Consider the following 14177-nt stretch of genomic DNA (forward strand, 5'->3'; position numbering starts at 1 on the left):
TCTTCCCCGCATCGGAATCACCTCCAATACGGGGAGATTATAGAATGAATAGAGAACCCGTCAACAGATTAACCGAATGGCTCTGGGGTAACCCCCCCCTTTTTTATGGGTACATCATGGAATCATTTGTGCTTTTCAGCATCGCCCTTGATCAAGGCTGAAACCTTGAAGCCCAGAAAGATAATGATCACCACACAGATCACCACGGAAATGATGGATCCCCAAAAAACAGCATCGGCATTCATAGCATATCCCTCGATTCTTGGCCACATGGAAGGCATACCTCCCATGTGGCCCACTTAGACAAAGCCGTTATTGGCCGCCACCAAACTTGTAAACGTAGACAGCTAGCTTCTTGATGTCGTCTTTGGAGAGACGATCCCCAAAAGACGGCATCTCAACCACGCGTGACGCGGGGTCAGTCGCATCGTTTACACCATGTTTGATGGTATAGGCGATACTCTCACTCCGGCTCTGTCCCTCTTCCGGGGTGAAGCGGTAGATACCGTCGGTCAGGTTGGCGGAACCAAGAACCTGCATGCCCTTACCGTCCATGCCGTGACAGGCGATGCAGCCCTTCTGCGTGAACAGGGGCTCACCAGCAGGATTGCCAGACTCAATCGCCGTTACCAGCTTGCCTAACTCATCATCAGAGATGATCTTGCCATGAGCAGTCATGATGCCCTTGCGTCCCATGCTGATGGTCTGTTCGATGGTCTCGATGGCACCACCGTAGAGCCAGTCATCATCGGCCAACACAGGGAAGTTGGGACCACCCTGACCGCCGCCACCGTGGCAGGCCGCGCAGTTGTCACCAAATAGCACCTTGGCCGCGGCCACGGTGTATTCGCTCAGCCCGGGATCGGCCAGAACATCCTTGGCGCTCATACCCTTGAGTTGGCTTTCGAATTCGGCGCGAACGGCTTCCACCTCATCAACGCCTTCGTTGTACTCGCCGATCTGGGTCCAACCCATTACACCCTTGGTCGACTCGTTACCGATCGGGTACATGGGGTAGAGCACACCATAACCAAAGAACCAGATGATCGAGGCCCAGAAGGCGATCATCCACCAACGCGGGGGCGGATTGCTAAGCTCCCGCAGATTGTCGTCCCATATGTGCCCGGTGTTGTTTTCACCCGGAAATGGATTGTTATCCGCCATTTTTTTCTCCGCTATCGATTTTATCTTCTTCCATCGGGATAAAACGCCGGGACTCCAGCTTCTCCCGATTTTTCGGACGTAGTGCGTAGAAATACAGACCAACCATCAGGAGGAAGACGACCACGGTCATGACCAGGCCCACCCAGTCGTTGGTGGTCATCGCCTCCCAATCGGTATGGAAGTATTCCGCGAGACTACTCACGATATACCTTGCTGTCGTCCAGCTTGGCCATAGTACCCAGTACCTGCAGGTAGGCGACCACCGCATCTTCCTCGGTCTTGCCTGCCAGTTCGGCATTGGCGCTGGCGATGTCCTCATCCGTGTAAGGAACACCCATCAGCTTCATGACCTTGAAGCGGGCAGCCATATCCACACCTTCCACCGAATTGTTTTTAAACCACGGGTAGTTGGGCATGACAGATTCGGGCACGACGGAGCGAGGCGCCCGCAAGTGCTTACGATGCCAATCGTCGGAGTATTTGCCGCCGAGGCGAGCAAAGTCGGGACCGGTACGCTTGGAACCCCACTGCATCGGATGGTCGTACATCGACTCCGAGGCCAGTGAGTAGTGTCCATAGCGTTCCTTCTCGTCACGGAACGGACGGATCATCTGTGAGTGGCAGAGATAACACCCTTCCCTTTGGTAGATGTCCCGACCTGCCAGTTCCAGCGCAGTATAGGGACGAATGCCGTCACCAGCCTTGTGGTCAGCCAGGGTCTGCCCTGCCTGACGCTGCCAGACGATCTCCGGGAATTTGTTATGCTCAAAGGTGCTACTCATAGTGAAGAGCGGAACGATCTCCACAATACCGCCCACAGAGAGCGCAATAGCCAGCATGATCAGGAGACCCCAGATGTTTTTCTCCATCTTCTCCTGCATGCCAACAGCTTCATTGTTGTTTGCCATTTTACGTATCTCTCCTTAATTAAACAGCGGCGGTACGCGCGGCCTGGATGCTCCCTTCGCGGGAAGCCTTGCTAACGGTCATCAATATATTGACGAGCATGAGCACCGCGCCCAGCAAGAAGATCATGCCGCCAACTGCGCGCATCGCGTAGTAAGGGTGCATGGCTTCAACAGACTCAGCAAAGGTGTAGGCCAGAGTGCCGTAGTCATCATAGGCGCGCCACATCAGGCCTTGCATGATGCCGGATACCCACATGGCAACGACGTAGACCACGGTACCGATGGTAGCGGTCCAGAAGTGAGCGTTGATCAGCTTCTCAGACCACATCTCGGTATGAAAGGTACGGGTCATCATGTGATAGATCGCACCAATACCAACCATAGCAACCCAACCCAGCGCACCGGAGTGTACATGGCCAACGGTCCAGTCAGTGTAGTGGGAGAGCGCGTTGACGGTCTTAATCGACATGACCGGACCTTCGAAGGTTGACATGGCGTAGAAGGCCAGGGACATAATCAGAAAGCGCAAGACATAGTCAGTACGCAGCTTGTCCCATGCACCGGAGAGCGTCATCATGCCGTTCACCGCGCCACCCCAAGAGGGGATGATCATGCCGATAGACACTGCCGCACCCAGAGAACCGGTCCAGTCAGGCAGAGCGGTGTACTGCAGATGGTGCGCACCCAGCCATACATAACCGAACATCAGCGCCCAGAAGTGGATAACTGACAGACGGTAAGAGTAGACAGGACGACCCGCTTGCTTGGGCACGAAGTAGTACATGATGCCGAGGAAGCCTGCGGTCAGGTAGAAGCCCACTGCGTTGTGACCCCACCACCACTGGATCATGGCATCCTGCACTCCGGCGAACAGGGAGTACGACTTGAACATGTCGACAGGGACGGCCAGGCTGTTGACCACATGCAGGTAGGTGATCATCACCATCATGCCAAGGAAGAACCAGTTAGACACATAGATGTGTGAACTCTTCCGGTTGGCAATAGTCATGATGAAGTTGAAGAGGTAGGAGAGCCACACGACCGCGATAGCGATATCGATCGGCCACTCCAGCTCTGCGTACTCTTTGGACTGATTGATACCCAGCGGCAGAGTGATAACCGCAGCGACAATGATCAGGTTCCAACCCCAGAAGGTGAACCACGCCATCTTGTCGCTCCACAGACGCGTACCGCAGGTACGCTGGACGCTGTAGAAAGCGCTTGCCATCAACACACATCCGCCAAAGGCGAAGATAACTGCATTAGTGTGAAGCGGACGCAGACGTCCGAAAGTGATGTATGGAATATCGAAGTTAAGTACCGGCCATGCCAGTTCGGATGCTATATACACACCGGCTGACGCACCTACCACGAGGTAGACCGCTGCCATGACGGCGAACCAGCGTACAACATCAAAGTTGTACTTCTGCTCTGCTACGGCGTCCATGAACCCCCCTCTCTACGAGTTGTTGAACAAAAACAAAAGGTTATAGTTTTTGGGAAACCCCATATCCACACCAACACCGGTAGTATTGACACAGACCGGGCATATATCACTCTCTATCACCACAAAAGTCAAGGCACATGCGGCATATGACACACCCCTAATAAAGCCATCAACTCATTGAATAGAAACGATTTTTATAGCGGCAGAATCGAATTAATTGAGATAGATCAAGAGAATATTAATAAACTAAATTGAACGTTTTGTTCAATCGTGTAACCCGTTTTTTTCACACCACGCTCTCCATACTGCCATCGACCACCACCCCGTCAGCGTCAGCTATGACAAAGCCATGATTTCCGGCACAGGCAGGGCGGGGGATTGAGGAGAAGAAAAGGAGGGTTTCAGAGCCTGCCCTCTGATTCGGGCAGGCTGCAGATAGTCAGAGCCTATTTAAATATGGTTTCGACAGAGAAACCATCACGTTCAAGGATATCCCTGAGACGGCGCAGTGCATCCATCTGAATCTGGCGCACCCGTTCACGGGTTACCCCCAATTCATTGGCCACCTGCTCGAGAGTCGAATTCTCGTAACCATGCAGCCCAAAACGACGCTCCACCACCTCACGCTGTTTGTCATTGAGTTTTAACAGCCAGGTGTCGAGATTGGTATTGAGTCCATCATTCTGGATATTCACGGTCGGATCCTGGACCCGCTCATCAGGGATAGTGTCGAGCAGCGGCTTGTCAGCATCCTTACCAAACGGTGTATCGACTGAGGTGACCCGCTCGTTTAGGCCGAGCATTCGTTTCACTTCAGAAATGGGTTTGTCCAGCAGGTCAGCAATCTCTTCCGAAGTTGGCTCATGATCAAGACTCTGGGCTAACTGACGCGCCGCACGTAGATAGACATTGATCTCTTTGACCACATGGATCGGCAGACGGATGGTACGGGTCTGATTCATGATAGCCCGCTCAATGGTCTGCCGGATCCACCAAGTGGCATAGGTCGAAAAACGAAATCCCCGCTCAGGATCAAACTTCTCCACTGCACGGATCAAGCCGAGATTACCCTCTTCGATCAGATCCAGCAGCGCCAACCCCCGATTCATATAACGCCGTGCGATCTTTACCACCAGACGCAGATTACTCTCGATCATGCGCTGACGCGCTGGGTGTTCGCCCTTCTGCGCCAAACGGGCGTAATAGACCTCCTCTTCCGCGGTCAGGAGTTTAGAACCACCGATTTCATTCAGATAGAGACGCGTCGCATCCATCTGCACATCTGACGGTTCACGAATCGGTACTGCCTTAGACGCTTTCTTGGGTCTTTTTTTCTCCCCCTGCGTCGACTCAGAAACCGGCTTGACAGTCATATTGACAACCTCTTTCGGCACCGCCTTATTGATCGCGTCGCTCGAGCTGTTCTCCATCTCCTCTCGCTCCTCACTCATCACCACTCCTCATCTTTGGGGAGCCTCCGAACGAATTATGAACGACAGCCTTGCGGTCCAAATTTCCCGCTGCTGCATTGGAAATCTAGGCAACAGACCGATTATTACCTGCGATTCCCGCCTTGCATCGGAAAATTTGACCTCACAATTCCGCTCGTCCAAATTCATTCAGAGGCTCCTAGCTCTATCTCATCTTCTGCTGAGAATCGATAACGGGTTGACCGGCTTACCCTTTTTTCTTATCTCGAAGTACAGCACCGGCTCTGCCCCTCGATTTGGAACCCCTAGTTCAGCGATCCGTTCCCCAGCCTCAACCTGATCACCCTCCCGAACTAGCAGTTTTCGGTTGTAGCCATAGGCACTGAGATAATTTTTATTGTGTTTAACGATAATCAGATTGCCGTACCCCACCAGCCCACTACCACTGTAAACAACCTTTCCAGATGCAGCCGCAGCGACCGGTTGACCCAGTTTCCCCCTGATCTTTATCCCCTTGCGGTTGCTATCCCGGGGCTGGAAAGTCTGAACCACCTTGCCCTGTGTCGGCCAGCGCCAACTTATCTTGAGATTTGTTCTACTATTTCCGGTTTTGGAGGTTGACCTGACCTGGACTGGTGGCATCGCCGGGCTTTCTGGCCTACGCGCAGGTTTAACCTGGACCTGTGGCGGTCTGGTGGGCGCTGCAGCAACAGGTGGAGGGATCTTCTTTTCCACCACCGACCGCTTCTGCGGCGAAGCCAACCGCAACAACTGCCCAGGAAAGATCGGATATTCAGGGGGTTGAACCCCGTTCCATCGTGCCAGTTCACGATACTCCAGATCGTTACGCCAAGCGATAGAATAAAGTGTATCCCCCCGCCTGACTCGATAGAACCGGGCCTTCTTCTGCTGAGGAGGCGACTGGGTCTTCTTCTGTTCAGGAAAGGATTGGAATTCACGATTGGAAACAGGCGCGCCCACCCCGGAGGTTACGCAACCCGAGAGAGCGCCAGCCACAAGGACCATCCCTATCACAAACAATTGGCGCAACATGCTTATTGCTACTGTTGATCTGTTGAAAAGCAATCTCCTTTATCCCCGTATGACCCTGAATGGCACGGAAGCAAGAACAACTGATCCACACCCGTCTTATTCACGCCAGCCATACCAGCCCGACGCCAGACACTGCGATCCACTATAAAAAGGCAGTTACATAATAAGGAAGATCACCGCAAACAGCACGATCAGCACCCAGCCTAGCCGATCCACATACCTGTGCAGTGCCGCCTCCATACGCTCGCCTCCCCAGGCCATCAGCCCCGCAACCAGGAAAAAACGCGCGCCCCGCCCCACCAGCGAAGCTAGCAGAAAAGGGAACAGCGCCATTGCGATCACCCCTGCCGTGATAGTGAATACCTTGTAGGGAATCGGCGAAAAACCAGCTAGAAAGATCGCCCAGAAGCCCCACTCATCGAACCAGATCTTGGTATGGAGATACTTCTCCCAATAGCCCAGCTCATGCAACCAGGGTTCGATCAGCTCAAACGCAAACACACCGATAAAGTAGCCCAATAGACCACCCAATACCGAAGCAGCCGTGGTCAGAGCGGCTAGATACCAGGCCCGGCTTGGCTGCGCCAGACTCATCGGAGCCAGCATCACATCCGGAGGAATAGGAAAAAATGATGACTCGGCAAAGCTCAATCCGGCCAAATACCGTGGCGCATGGGGATGACGCGACCATTGCATGGCACGACTATAGAGCGCAGAAAACAGGCGCATCAAAGCAACCCTCCTTTTAATGGCACAAAATTGGCCGCTTCCAATCGCTCCTGCTCAAACCCATCAGGGGTGCGCAGGATTCGCATTAGCACCTGCCCATTACCGGTATCCGCCGGCAACACCAGACGCCCTCCAATATTGAGTTGCTGCAATAAACGCTGTGGCACTCCCTCAGGAGCCGCCGTCACCAGGATCGCATCAAACGGCGCATACTCTGGCAGTCCGATGCCACCATCACTGTGTTTCAGACGCACATTGCGCAGACCAAGCTCCTGCAGTCGCTGCCGCGCCCGTTCGAGCAGGGCGCCAATGCGTTCGACACTGTAGACCCGCCCCACCAGTTGCGCCAAAACCGCGCACTGAAAACCTGAACCGGTACCGATCTCCAGCACATTCCCGAGTGGCCCCGCCTCCAGCAGCGCCTCGGTCATACGCGCTACCGTATAGGGCTGCGAGATGGTCTGACCATGGCCGATCGGCAGTGCGGTATCCTCATAGGCCCGGCTCGCCAGTGCCTCATCGACAAAGATGTGGCGCGGTGTGGTGCGCATCACCTCCAGCACCGCCAGATTATGGATACCACTGTTGCGCAGACGCTGCACCAGCCGCTCGCGGGTGCGCTGAGAGGTCATACCGATTCCCTGGTGTTCCGGGCGCAACAGGCTCATGCTAGCCAGGCCCCGACGCTATCCAGCGCGCTATGCCGGGTCAGATCGACCTGCAACGGCGTCACCGAGACATACCCCTCGCGAACTGCATAAAAATCGGTACCCGGCCCGGCATCCTGTTCGGCCCCCGCCGGCCCCACCCAATAGATTGTCTTGCCCCGTGGATCCTCCGCCCGAACCACCGGCTCCGCCTTGTGGCGATGTCCCAGGCGGGTCGCCTGCATGCCTTTCAGCTGTTCAAACGGCAGATCGGGTACATTGACGTTGAGAATCACCTCAGAAGGAAGCGGCCTCTGCAACAGACGCTCGACCAGTTCCCGCGCCACCCGCGCGCCAGTCGCATAGTGATCCGGATTGTGAGAATTCATCGAAACCGCAATCGCCGGCAGGCCAAGAAAACGCCCCTCCGTGGCCGCCGCCACCGTGCCTGAATAGAGCACATCATCCCCCATATTAGCACCGGCATTGATCCCGGAGACCACCATATCCGGCTCCTCCTCGAGCAGCCCGGTGATCGCCAGATGCACACAATCGGTGGGGGTGCCATCGACGCTGACAAAGCCATTGTCATGCGTATGGGCGCGCAACGGCAGCTCCAGGGTCAGCGAATTGCTGGCGCCGCTGCGATTGCGTTCCGGCGCCACCACAACGATCTCCCCCAGCGGGGAGAGGCTTTCGGCCAGCGCCGCCAGCCCGGGGGCCTGAAAGCCGTCGTCGTTGCTCAGCAGAATTTTCATGATGGGGGCCAAATATACTGGAAAAGAGGCATGGTAACATCACCTGCAGAGTGACAGGATCATAGCCCGTCGACGAACCCTTTTTGCCAACGCCGGTCGAAGGGCTTGAGACCACCCAGGGCCCGACAGGCCATCCAGATTTTTGTTCTGAACCGATGAAAAACAAGATCGATGAAGCAGACCGGACGGCCTTCCAGGAGGCCATGGACGACGTGGCCCCCCTGCCCCAAGAGCGAGCCGCACCCTACCGCAAGCGCCGACCACCCCGTCCGCTCAACCTGAGCGAGCCGGACGACGGCTTCGGCGACAGAGACCTCTATTTCGATCAGGAGATCGAGGCCACCGACGAGCTGTCATTCTCCCGCCCAGGGGTACAGAAACGGGTGATCAGCGAGCTGCGCCGCGGACGCTTCGAGGTCGGCCTGGAGCTTGATCTGCACGGCATGAATGTCAGCTACGCCCGCGAAACCCTCGGCCTGTTTCTGCAGGAGTGCCATCGACGCCGGGTGCGCTGCGCCCGCATCATCCACGGCAAGGGGTATGGCTCGGCAGATCGCCAACCGGTGCTCAAACAGAAGCTCAACATCTGGCTGCGGCAACGCGACGATGTACTCGCCTTCACCTCCGCCACCCGCCGCGACGGCGGCACCGGCGCCGCCTATGTGCTGCTACGCACCCCAAAACGGGGGCAGTAGCAGCGTTGACTGCTACTGCGGCGCGGGAGCCGTCACCTCCAGCAGCTCCCGCAACACCATGGTGGCATAGCTACCCGCCTCGAGACCGAAACTGAGTACCAACTGATCAGGCTGCGGGAATTCCCACTGCAGGTCATCCAGACGCATGCGCAGAGCGCGGCGCTCCTGCTCCAGCCCGACAAACTCCAGACCAGTGCGCCAGGATTCAAATGGCGCCAGCACTGCCGACTCCAGCTCGCGTGCCTCAGCCTCCACCAGGCTCTCGCCCCGACCCCACAGCGGCCCGGAGGGGTGCACATCCAGCGCCTCACAGCGCGACAGCAGCGCCTGATCCAGCTCATCCACCAGAAAGCTGGAGTGACAACCATCCAGCACTAGACGCTCCCCCGGCAGCGGGCGCTGCCAATCACCCCGAGCAATGCGCTTCGCTAACACCGCATTAAACAGCTGCGAACGGGCAGCAGAGATCAACAAACCCCGTAGCTTGCGATCGAGCCGCCCGGCACTGCCGGCAAACATTGCATCTGCCTGGGCCAGATTGCCATAGCCATGACCGAAGCGCTGTTCGCCAAAAAAGTTGGGCGCACCCTGGTATCGCAACCGTTGCAATCGCGCCTCCAAGCTCCCCCGATCTGCCTGCAGCTGCCGAACCGTCAGACAAAACCGATTGCCCTGCAGCGCCCCCCGCCGCAACTTGCGGCGGTGCCGCCCCTGTTCGAGCAGCTCCAGCAGATCGGAGTTGAGCTGCGACCAGTCAGGCTCCGGCTTGCCAGCAAGCCGTACCGAGAACCACTGGGTGGTCACCGCATGGCGATCCTTCAGTCCGGCGTAACTCACATCCCGCGGCGGCACCCCTGCCAGACGGGCGATCTGCTTTGCCAGCCAGATGGTGTTGGTATCCCGTTTGCGGATCCGCAGCAGCACATGCTCGCCCTCCCCATCGGGTGCGAAGCCGAGCTGCTCATCCACCTGGAAATCATCCGCCGAACTGCGGATCAGTCCGGTGCCGAGGGATCTACCATTGGCACAGGGCATCTCCTGCAGCAGCTGGCAGAAAGGAGGGATCAAACCGTTCACTCTTGCAGCAGAGCGACCGCATAGGCGGCGATCCCCTCCCCGCGGCCGGTGAAACCCATCCTCTCTGTGGTGGTCGCCTTGACGCTGATCTGGTTGACATCAATCTTCAGGTCGTTGGCGAGATGCGCCCGCATCTGATCGATATAGGGGGCCAGCCTGGGCTGCTGGGCGACCAGGGTCGAATCCACATTGGCAATCTGAAAACCGGCCAGATGCAGCCGTTCCACCACCTGTCGCAGCAAGATGCGGCTGTCGATACCGGCAAACTCCGCCGAATTATCGGGAAACAGCTTGCCGATATCCCCCTGCGCAGCAGCACCAAGCAGCGCATCACAGAGCGCGTGGATCAGCACATCTCCATCAGAATGGGCCTGCATGCCCAGCTCATGCGGGATCTCCACCCCACCCAGCACCAAACGTCGCCCCGCCGCAAAACGGTGTGCATCATAGCCTTGCCCAATGCGCATGCCTCGCCCCCGATATTGAATTTAAAGAGTCAACCGTCCCAGACGCTAACGATGCTGAGAGGCGGCATTGTAACGAGCCAACCGCCGCAGCCCAACCGAACACCCCTGCTCAATCCCTGCAATGATCAACAACATGGCTAGATCACTCTCTGTCGCCCGGCCTTTAGATTTAAAAGAATTCAACCCGCTGTGGAAGCTGCCAGACAGAGTGGCGCCTCACATCGCCAGCGAAGCGATTGTCGAGCACCTGGTGGATGGCGACAGCGTGATCAAAGCGGGCAGTCAGAGTAGCGAGATCACCTTCCTGATGCAGGGTGAGGTCGAGTTTGTCCAGCAAGACGGCAAGCGCGCCATCTACACCGCAAACTCAGAGCGCTGCGCCTATCCGCTCTCGGTCAGGATCCCCCACCAATACGACATCACCGCGCGCGGGGCAATCACCATCCTCAAGCTGGAGCGCGACATCGTGCTCAGCATCAGCAAACTGCCGGATGACAGCAGCGAGATGCAGCCTGGCCGGATCGAGTTGAAGGAGTCGGGCGGACCAGAGGCGAAGCTCTACTGGGAGCTCTTCGAGGCGACCAAGTCAGGCAAGCTGCAACTGCCCTCGATGCCCTCCATCGCCACCCGCATCGCCAAGGTGGTCAATAACGCCGACACCGACAGCAACGACATCGCCCGGGTGATCCAGGCCGATCCCACCATCGCCGCGCGCCTGATCAGCGTCGTCAACAGCGCCGCCTACCGCGGTCGCTCAAAGATCAACAGCCTGCCCGACGCGATTACCCGCCTGGGCCACAACGTGACCCACAATCTAGTCATCAGCTTCGCCCTGCACACCCTGTTCCACAGCAGCTTCAAAGCCCTCAATAACAAGCTGCGCTCGACCTGGCAGCACAGCTGTTATGTCGCCCCGGTGTGCCACGAACTAGGCCGCATCACGCCAGGCATGAGCCCCGACCGAGCACTGCTGATAGGGCTGGTACACAACATCGGCACCCTGCCGATCATCAACGCCTCCCGCGGCTACCCAGAACTGACCGACAATCCACAGCTGCTGGATCAGACGATCAACAACCTGCGACACGAGATAGGTGCGATGGTGCTGCGCAAGTGGGGCTTCGAAAATGATTTTGTGCAGGCCGCACTACACGCCGACGACTGGATGCGCGACCCTCAGGAGAAGCCGGACTACACCGACCTGCTGCTGATCGCCCGCCTGCACAGCTATGTGGGCAGCCCGCGCATGGACCAGCTACCACGCCTCGATCTGCTGCCGGCATACCACAAGCTCGCCCTGGGACGGCTGACCCCGCGCCATTCGCTAGCGATCTTGCAACACGCCAAGGCCGAGATCCGCGATCTGCGCCAGCTACTCTCCAACACCTGAGATAATACGCAGATAGAAGGCCGCCAGCGGCAGATCCTCCGGTCGGGTAATCTTGATGTTGTCGGCATGGCCCTCCACCATCCGCGGCCGAAACCCCGCCAACTCCATCGCGCTGGCATCATCGGTCACCAGCGCCCCTTCTATCAAGGCGTCAGAGAGCGCCTTTTTCAGCAGAGTAAAACGAAACATCTGGGGTGTGTAGGCGCGCCAGAGCCCCTCGCGCGGTACTGTTGCCTCCACCTGATTGCCGGCGACAACGCGCTTCACTGTATCGTGCACCGGCACCCCGAGCAGTCCACCCACCGAATCGTCCTGCAACTCATCCAGCAACAGATCGAGATCCTCACGGCGAAGGCAGGGACGCGCCGCATCATGCACCAGCACCCAGTCCCGATCCTCCGCCTGCGACGCCAGTCGCTCCAGCCCATGCAGCACCGAGTGACAGCGCTCCGCACCGCCGGGGGCGCGCAACAGCCGGGGGTGGTTACGACAACCGATCGTCTCCCACCAACCGTCATCTTCAGACAATGCCACGCAGACCCCATCGATTCGCGGATGCTCAAGAAAAACGTTCAGAGTATGCTCGATCACCGGCCGGCCGTTGAGTGGCAGATACTGCTTCGGCACCGCACTCGCCATGCGCCGTCCGACACCGGCGGCGGGCACCACCACCCAGCATCGCTCACTCACTTACAACCCCCTCGTCGCTCTGAATCACTTGGTAAAAGATCTCGCCTGACTTGATCATGCCCAGTTCGCTGCGGGCACGCTCCTCGATCGCCGCCTTGCCGCTGCGCAGGTCATCCACCTCTGCCTGCAGTCGGCGGTTGCGCTCACGCAGCCCGGCTAGCGCCTGCTCCTGACGGGCAATCTCCTGCTTGAGATTGTTCACCTCCGCCAGGCTGCCCTCCCCCACCCAAAGGCGAAACTGGAGAAACAGGAATAGAATCGCCAACACCGCGATCAGGATACGCATGGTCTGAGCTAATGATCAGTTGATGGGTTTGGAACTCAAATCAGCCGCAAAGCGAACTGACATCGGGGAGACTTTAATCGCACCGGGCGTGCAGGGGAAGCAGCAAATCACCCCCCGGATATCCGGGGGGGGGGCAGGCAGGCTCAGAACTGGATGGGGAAGGCGTCTCTACCGGCGTAGACCGCCTCGTCGCCTAGCTGATCCTCGATACGCATCAGCTGGTTGTACTTGGCGACCCGGTCAGAGCGCGACAGCGAGCCAGTTTTGATCTGACCGGTGGCGGTGGCCACCACCAGATCAGCGATGGTGGTGTCCTCGGTCTCACCGGAGCGATGCGAGATCACCGCGCTGTAACCGGCTGCCTTGGCCATGTCGATGGCGGCCAGGGTCTCGGTGAGTGTGCCGATCTGGTTGACCTTGATCAGGATCGAGTTGGCAATCCCCTCGTCGATACCGCGCTGCAGGATCTTGGTGTTGGTGACGAACAGGTCGTCGCCCACCAGCTGCACCCGTTTGCCCAGCTTCTCGGTGTGGATTTTCCAGCCTGCCCAGTCGCTCTCGTCCATACCATCCTCGATGGAGATGATCGGGTACTGATCGACCCAGCTGGCCAGCAGTTCGGTGAACTCTGCCGCTGTGTAGGCCTTGTTCTCAGAGGCCAACACATACTTGCCATCCCGATAGAACTCGGAGCTGGCCACGTCGAGGCCCAGGTAGATGTCGCTGCCAGCCTTGAAACCGGCCTTGTCGATCGCCTCGAGGATGACGTCGATCGCCTCCTGGTTGGAACTCAGGTCGGGGGCGAAGCCGCCCTCGTCGCCCACCGAGGTGTTCATCCCCTTGCCCTTCAGGACCGATTTCAGCGCGTGGAATACCTCGGCGCCGTAGCGCACCGCCTCGCGGATCGAGCCGGCACCTACCGGCAGGATCATGAACTCCTGCAGGTCGACGCTGTTGTCGGCATGCGCCCCGCCGTTGATGATGTTCATCATCGGCACCGGCATCCGGTAGGGACCGGCGGAGAGCGAGCGGTAGAGCGGCAGGGCGCGCTCCTGGGCTGCGGCGTGGGCCGCCGCCATGGAGACGCCAAGCAGCGCGTTGGCGCCCAGTTTGGACTTGTTATCGGTGCCATCCAACGCCAGCATAGTGTTATCCAGCGCGGTCTGATCGGTGACCTCCTGACCGATCAGGGCGTCGCGCAGCGGGCCGTTGACGTTGCCGACCGCATTCAACACACCTTTACCGAGGTAACGGCTGTTGTCACCGTCGCGCATCTCCAGCGCCTCGCGGGAGCCGGTGGAGGCCCCGGAGGGAACCATGGCGCGGCCAATGGCGCCGTCGGCGGTGATCACATCGGCCTCGATGGTGGGGTTGCCGCGTGAGTCGAGGATCTCCCGACCGCGAATATCAACAATCTCGGACATTTTGTCTCCGTC

Annotated in this window: 17 protein-coding genes; 2 read left to right on the forward strand and 15 right to left on the reverse strand. The window is 58.0% G+C overall.

Annotation, left to right across the window (positions count from 1 at the left end):
• Positions 1 to 122: 122 nt before the first annotated feature.
• The 10 genes from Ga0074115_RS16195 to surE form a co-directional block, all read right to left on the reverse strand.
• Positions 123 to 272: a hypothetical protein gene (locus Ga0074115_RS16195; protein WP_157292672.1), complete on the reverse strand. Its 150-nt coding sequence runs from the start codon at positions 270 to 272 to the stop codon at positions 123 to 125.
• Between the two features lie 40 nt (positions 273 to 312).
• Positions 313 to 1164, reverse strand: a complete 852-nt coding sequence (gene ccoP, locus Ga0074115_RS05325; RefSeq protein ID WP_057957279.1) for a cytochrome-c oxidase, cbb3-type subunit III — start codon at positions 1162 to 1164, stop codon at positions 313 to 315.
• Positions 1154 to 1366, reverse strand: a complete 213-nt coding sequence (locus Ga0074115_RS05330; RefSeq protein WP_006475225.1) for a cbb3-type cytochrome c oxidase subunit 3 — start codon at positions 1364 to 1366, stop codon at positions 1154 to 1156. The genes ccoP and Ga0074115_RS05330 overlap by 11 nt, the downstream gene beginning before the upstream one ends.
• Positions 1359 to 2072 carry a cytochrome-c oxidase, cbb3-type subunit II gene (ccoO, locus tag Ga0074115_RS05335; RefSeq protein ID WP_057957280.1) on the reverse strand — a complete coding sequence of 238 codons (714 nt, stop codon included), beginning with the start codon at positions 2070 to 2072 and terminating at the stop codon, positions 1359 to 1361. The genes Ga0074115_RS05330 and ccoO overlap by 8 nt, the downstream gene beginning before the upstream one ends.
• Before the next feature lie 19 nt (positions 2073 to 2091).
• Entirely contained in the window at positions 2092 to 3519 is a 1428-nt protein-coding gene (gene ccoN / locus Ga0074115_RS05340; RefSeq protein ID WP_005961740.1) for a cytochrome-c oxidase, cbb3-type subunit I, read from the reverse strand.
• A gap of 446 nt (positions 3520 to 3965) precedes the next feature.
• Complete coding sequence (rpoS, locus tag Ga0074115_RS05345) at positions 3966 to 4976, reverse strand: RNA polymerase sigma factor RpoS (RefSeq protein WP_101841476.1); 1011 nt, start codon at positions 4974 to 4976, stop codon at positions 3966 to 3968.
• Between the two features lie 183 nt (positions 4977 to 5159).
• On the reverse strand, positions 5160 to 6002 hold the full coding sequence (locus Ga0074115_RS05350; RefSeq protein WP_057956685.1) for a peptidoglycan DD-metalloendopeptidase family protein: 843 nt from the start codon (positions 6000 to 6002) through the stop codon (positions 5160 to 5162).
• A gap of 156 nt (positions 6003 to 6158) precedes the next feature.
• Positions 6159 to 6731, reverse strand: a complete 573-nt coding sequence (locus tag Ga0074115_RS05355; protein ID WP_057956686.1) for a YqaA family protein — start codon at positions 6729 to 6731, stop codon at positions 6159 to 6161.
• A complete protein-coding gene (locus tag Ga0074115_RS05360; protein ID WP_005961746.1) occupies positions 6731 to 7399 on the reverse strand; it encodes a protein-L-isoaspartate(D-aspartate) O-methyltransferase in 669 nt (222 codons plus the stop codon). Before Ga0074115_RS05360 ends, Ga0074115_RS05355 begins: the two co-directional genes overlap by 1 nt.
• A complete protein-coding gene (gene surE, locus Ga0074115_RS05365) occupies positions 7396 to 8136 on the reverse strand; it encodes a 5'/3'-nucleotidase SurE (protein ID WP_057956695.1) in 741 nt (246 codons plus the stop codon). The genes Ga0074115_RS05360 and surE overlap by 4 nt, the downstream gene beginning before the upstream one ends.
• 155 nt (positions 8137 to 8291) lie before the next feature.
• Here surE and Ga0074115_RS05370 point away from each other — a divergent pair, with 155 nt between their 5' ends.
• Positions 8292 to 8831, forward strand: coding sequence for a Smr/MutS family protein (locus tag Ga0074115_RS05370; RefSeq protein ID WP_060528298.1), 540 nt, complete (start codon positions 8292 to 8294; stop codon positions 8829 to 8831).
• A gap of 12 nt (positions 8832 to 8843) precedes the next feature.
• Here the strand turns inward: Ga0074115_RS05370 and truD are convergent, their stop codons facing one another.
• Together truD and ispF are read right to left on the reverse strand one after the other, a co-directional pair.
• Entirely contained in the window at positions 8844 to 9908 is a 1065-nt protein-coding gene (gene truD, locus Ga0074115_RS05375; protein ID WP_082626874.1) for a tRNA pseudouridine(13) synthase TruD, read from the reverse strand.
• The gene (ispF, locus tag Ga0074115_RS05380; protein WP_040819767.1) at positions 9905 to 10375 is read right to left on the reverse strand and encodes a 2-C-methyl-D-erythritol 2,4-cyclodiphosphate synthase; all 471 of its coding nucleotides are present in this window, start codon (positions 10373 to 10375) and stop codon (positions 9905 to 9907) included. The genes truD and ispF overlap by 4 nt, the downstream gene beginning before the upstream one ends.
• Before the next feature lie 133 nt (positions 10376 to 10508).
• Between ispF and Ga0074115_RS05385 the strand changes: the two genes are divergently transcribed.
• Positions 10509 to 11765, forward strand: coding sequence for an HDOD domain-containing protein (locus Ga0074115_RS05385; protein ID WP_232432915.1), 1257 nt, complete (start codon positions 10509 to 10511; stop codon positions 11763 to 11765).
• Here Ga0074115_RS05385 and ispD read toward each other — a convergent pair.
• From ispD to eno, 3 genes are all read right to left on the reverse strand, one after another.
• Complete coding sequence (gene ispD, locus Ga0074115_RS05390) at positions 11748 to 12455, reverse strand: 2-C-methyl-D-erythritol 4-phosphate cytidylyltransferase (protein ID WP_057956689.1); 708 nt, start codon at positions 12453 to 12455, stop codon at positions 11748 to 11750. The genes Ga0074115_RS05385 and ispD overlap by 18 nt on opposite strands.
• Positions 12448 to 12741, reverse strand: coding sequence for a cell division protein FtsB (gene ftsB / locus Ga0074115_RS05395; protein WP_005961758.1), 294 nt, complete (start codon positions 12739 to 12741; stop codon positions 12448 to 12450). Before ftsB ends, ispD begins: the two co-directional genes overlap by 8 nt.
• Positions 12742 to 12884: 143 nt before the next feature.
• On the reverse strand, positions 12885 to 14165 hold the full coding sequence (gene eno, locus Ga0074115_RS05400) for a phosphopyruvate hydratase (RefSeq protein ID WP_005961760.1): 1281 nt from the start codon (positions 14163 to 14165) through the stop codon (positions 12885 to 12887).
• Between the last annotated feature and the right edge of the window lie 12 nt (positions 14166 to 14177).

It is taken from the genome of endosymbiont of Ridgeia piscesae (genome assembly GCF_001443665.1).
Taxonomy (GTDB): domain Bacteria; phylum Pseudomonadota; class Gammaproteobacteria; order Chromatiales; family Chromatiaceae; genus Endoriftia; species Endoriftia persephonae.

Bases quoted from the DNA above. Each gene is read 5' to 3' on its own strand.
- Ga0074115_RS05355 (WP_057956686.1), bottom strand. From the start codon at position 6,731: ATGCGCCTGTTTTCTGCGCTCTATAGTCGTGCCATGCAATGGTCGCGT.
- ccoO (WP_057957280.1), bottom strand. From the start codon at position 2,072: ATGGCAAACAACAATGAAGCTGTTGGCATGCAGGAGAAGATGGAGAAA.
- ftsB (WP_005961758.1), bottom strand. From the start codon at position 12,741: ATGCGTATCCTGATCGCGGTGTTGGCGATTCTATTCCTGTTTCTCCAG.
- Ga0074115_RS05385 (WP_232432915.1), top strand. From the start codon at position 10,509: ATGGCTAGATCACTCTCTGTCGCCCGGCCTTTAGATTTAAAAGAATTC.
- eno (WP_005961760.1), bottom strand. From the start codon at position 14,165: ATGTCCGAGATTGTTGATATTCGCGGTCGGGAGATCCTCGACTCACGC.
- Ga0074115_RS05370 (WP_060528298.1), top strand. From the start codon at position 8,292: ATGAAAAACAAGATCGATGAAGCAGACCGGACGGCCTTCCAGGAGGCC.
- surE (WP_057956695.1), bottom strand. From the start codon at position 8,136: ATGAAAATTCTGCTGAGCAACGACGACGGCTTTCAGGCCCCCGGGCTG.
- ccoP (WP_057957279.1), bottom strand. From the start codon at position 1,164: ATGGCGGATAACAATCCATTTCCGGGTGAAAACAACACCGGGCACATA.
- ispF (WP_040819767.1), bottom strand. From the start codon at position 10,375: ATGCGCATTGGGCAAGGCTATGATGCACACCGTTTTGCGGCGGGGCGA.
- Ga0074115_RS16195 (WP_157292672.1), bottom strand. From the start codon at position 272: ATGTGGCCAAGAATCGAGGGATATGCTATGAATGCCGATGCTGTTTTT.
- Ga0074115_RS05360 (WP_005961746.1), bottom strand. From the start codon at position 7,399: ATGAGCCTGTTGCGCCCGGAACACCAGGGAATCGGTATGACCTCTCAG.
- ccoN (WP_005961740.1), bottom strand. From the start codon at position 3,519: ATGGACGCCGTAGCAGAGCAGAAGTACAACTTTGATGTTGTACGCTGG.
- Ga0074115_RS05350 (WP_057956685.1), bottom strand. From the start codon at position 6,002: ATGTTGCGCCAATTGTTTGTGATAGGGATGGTCCTTGTGGCTGGCGCT.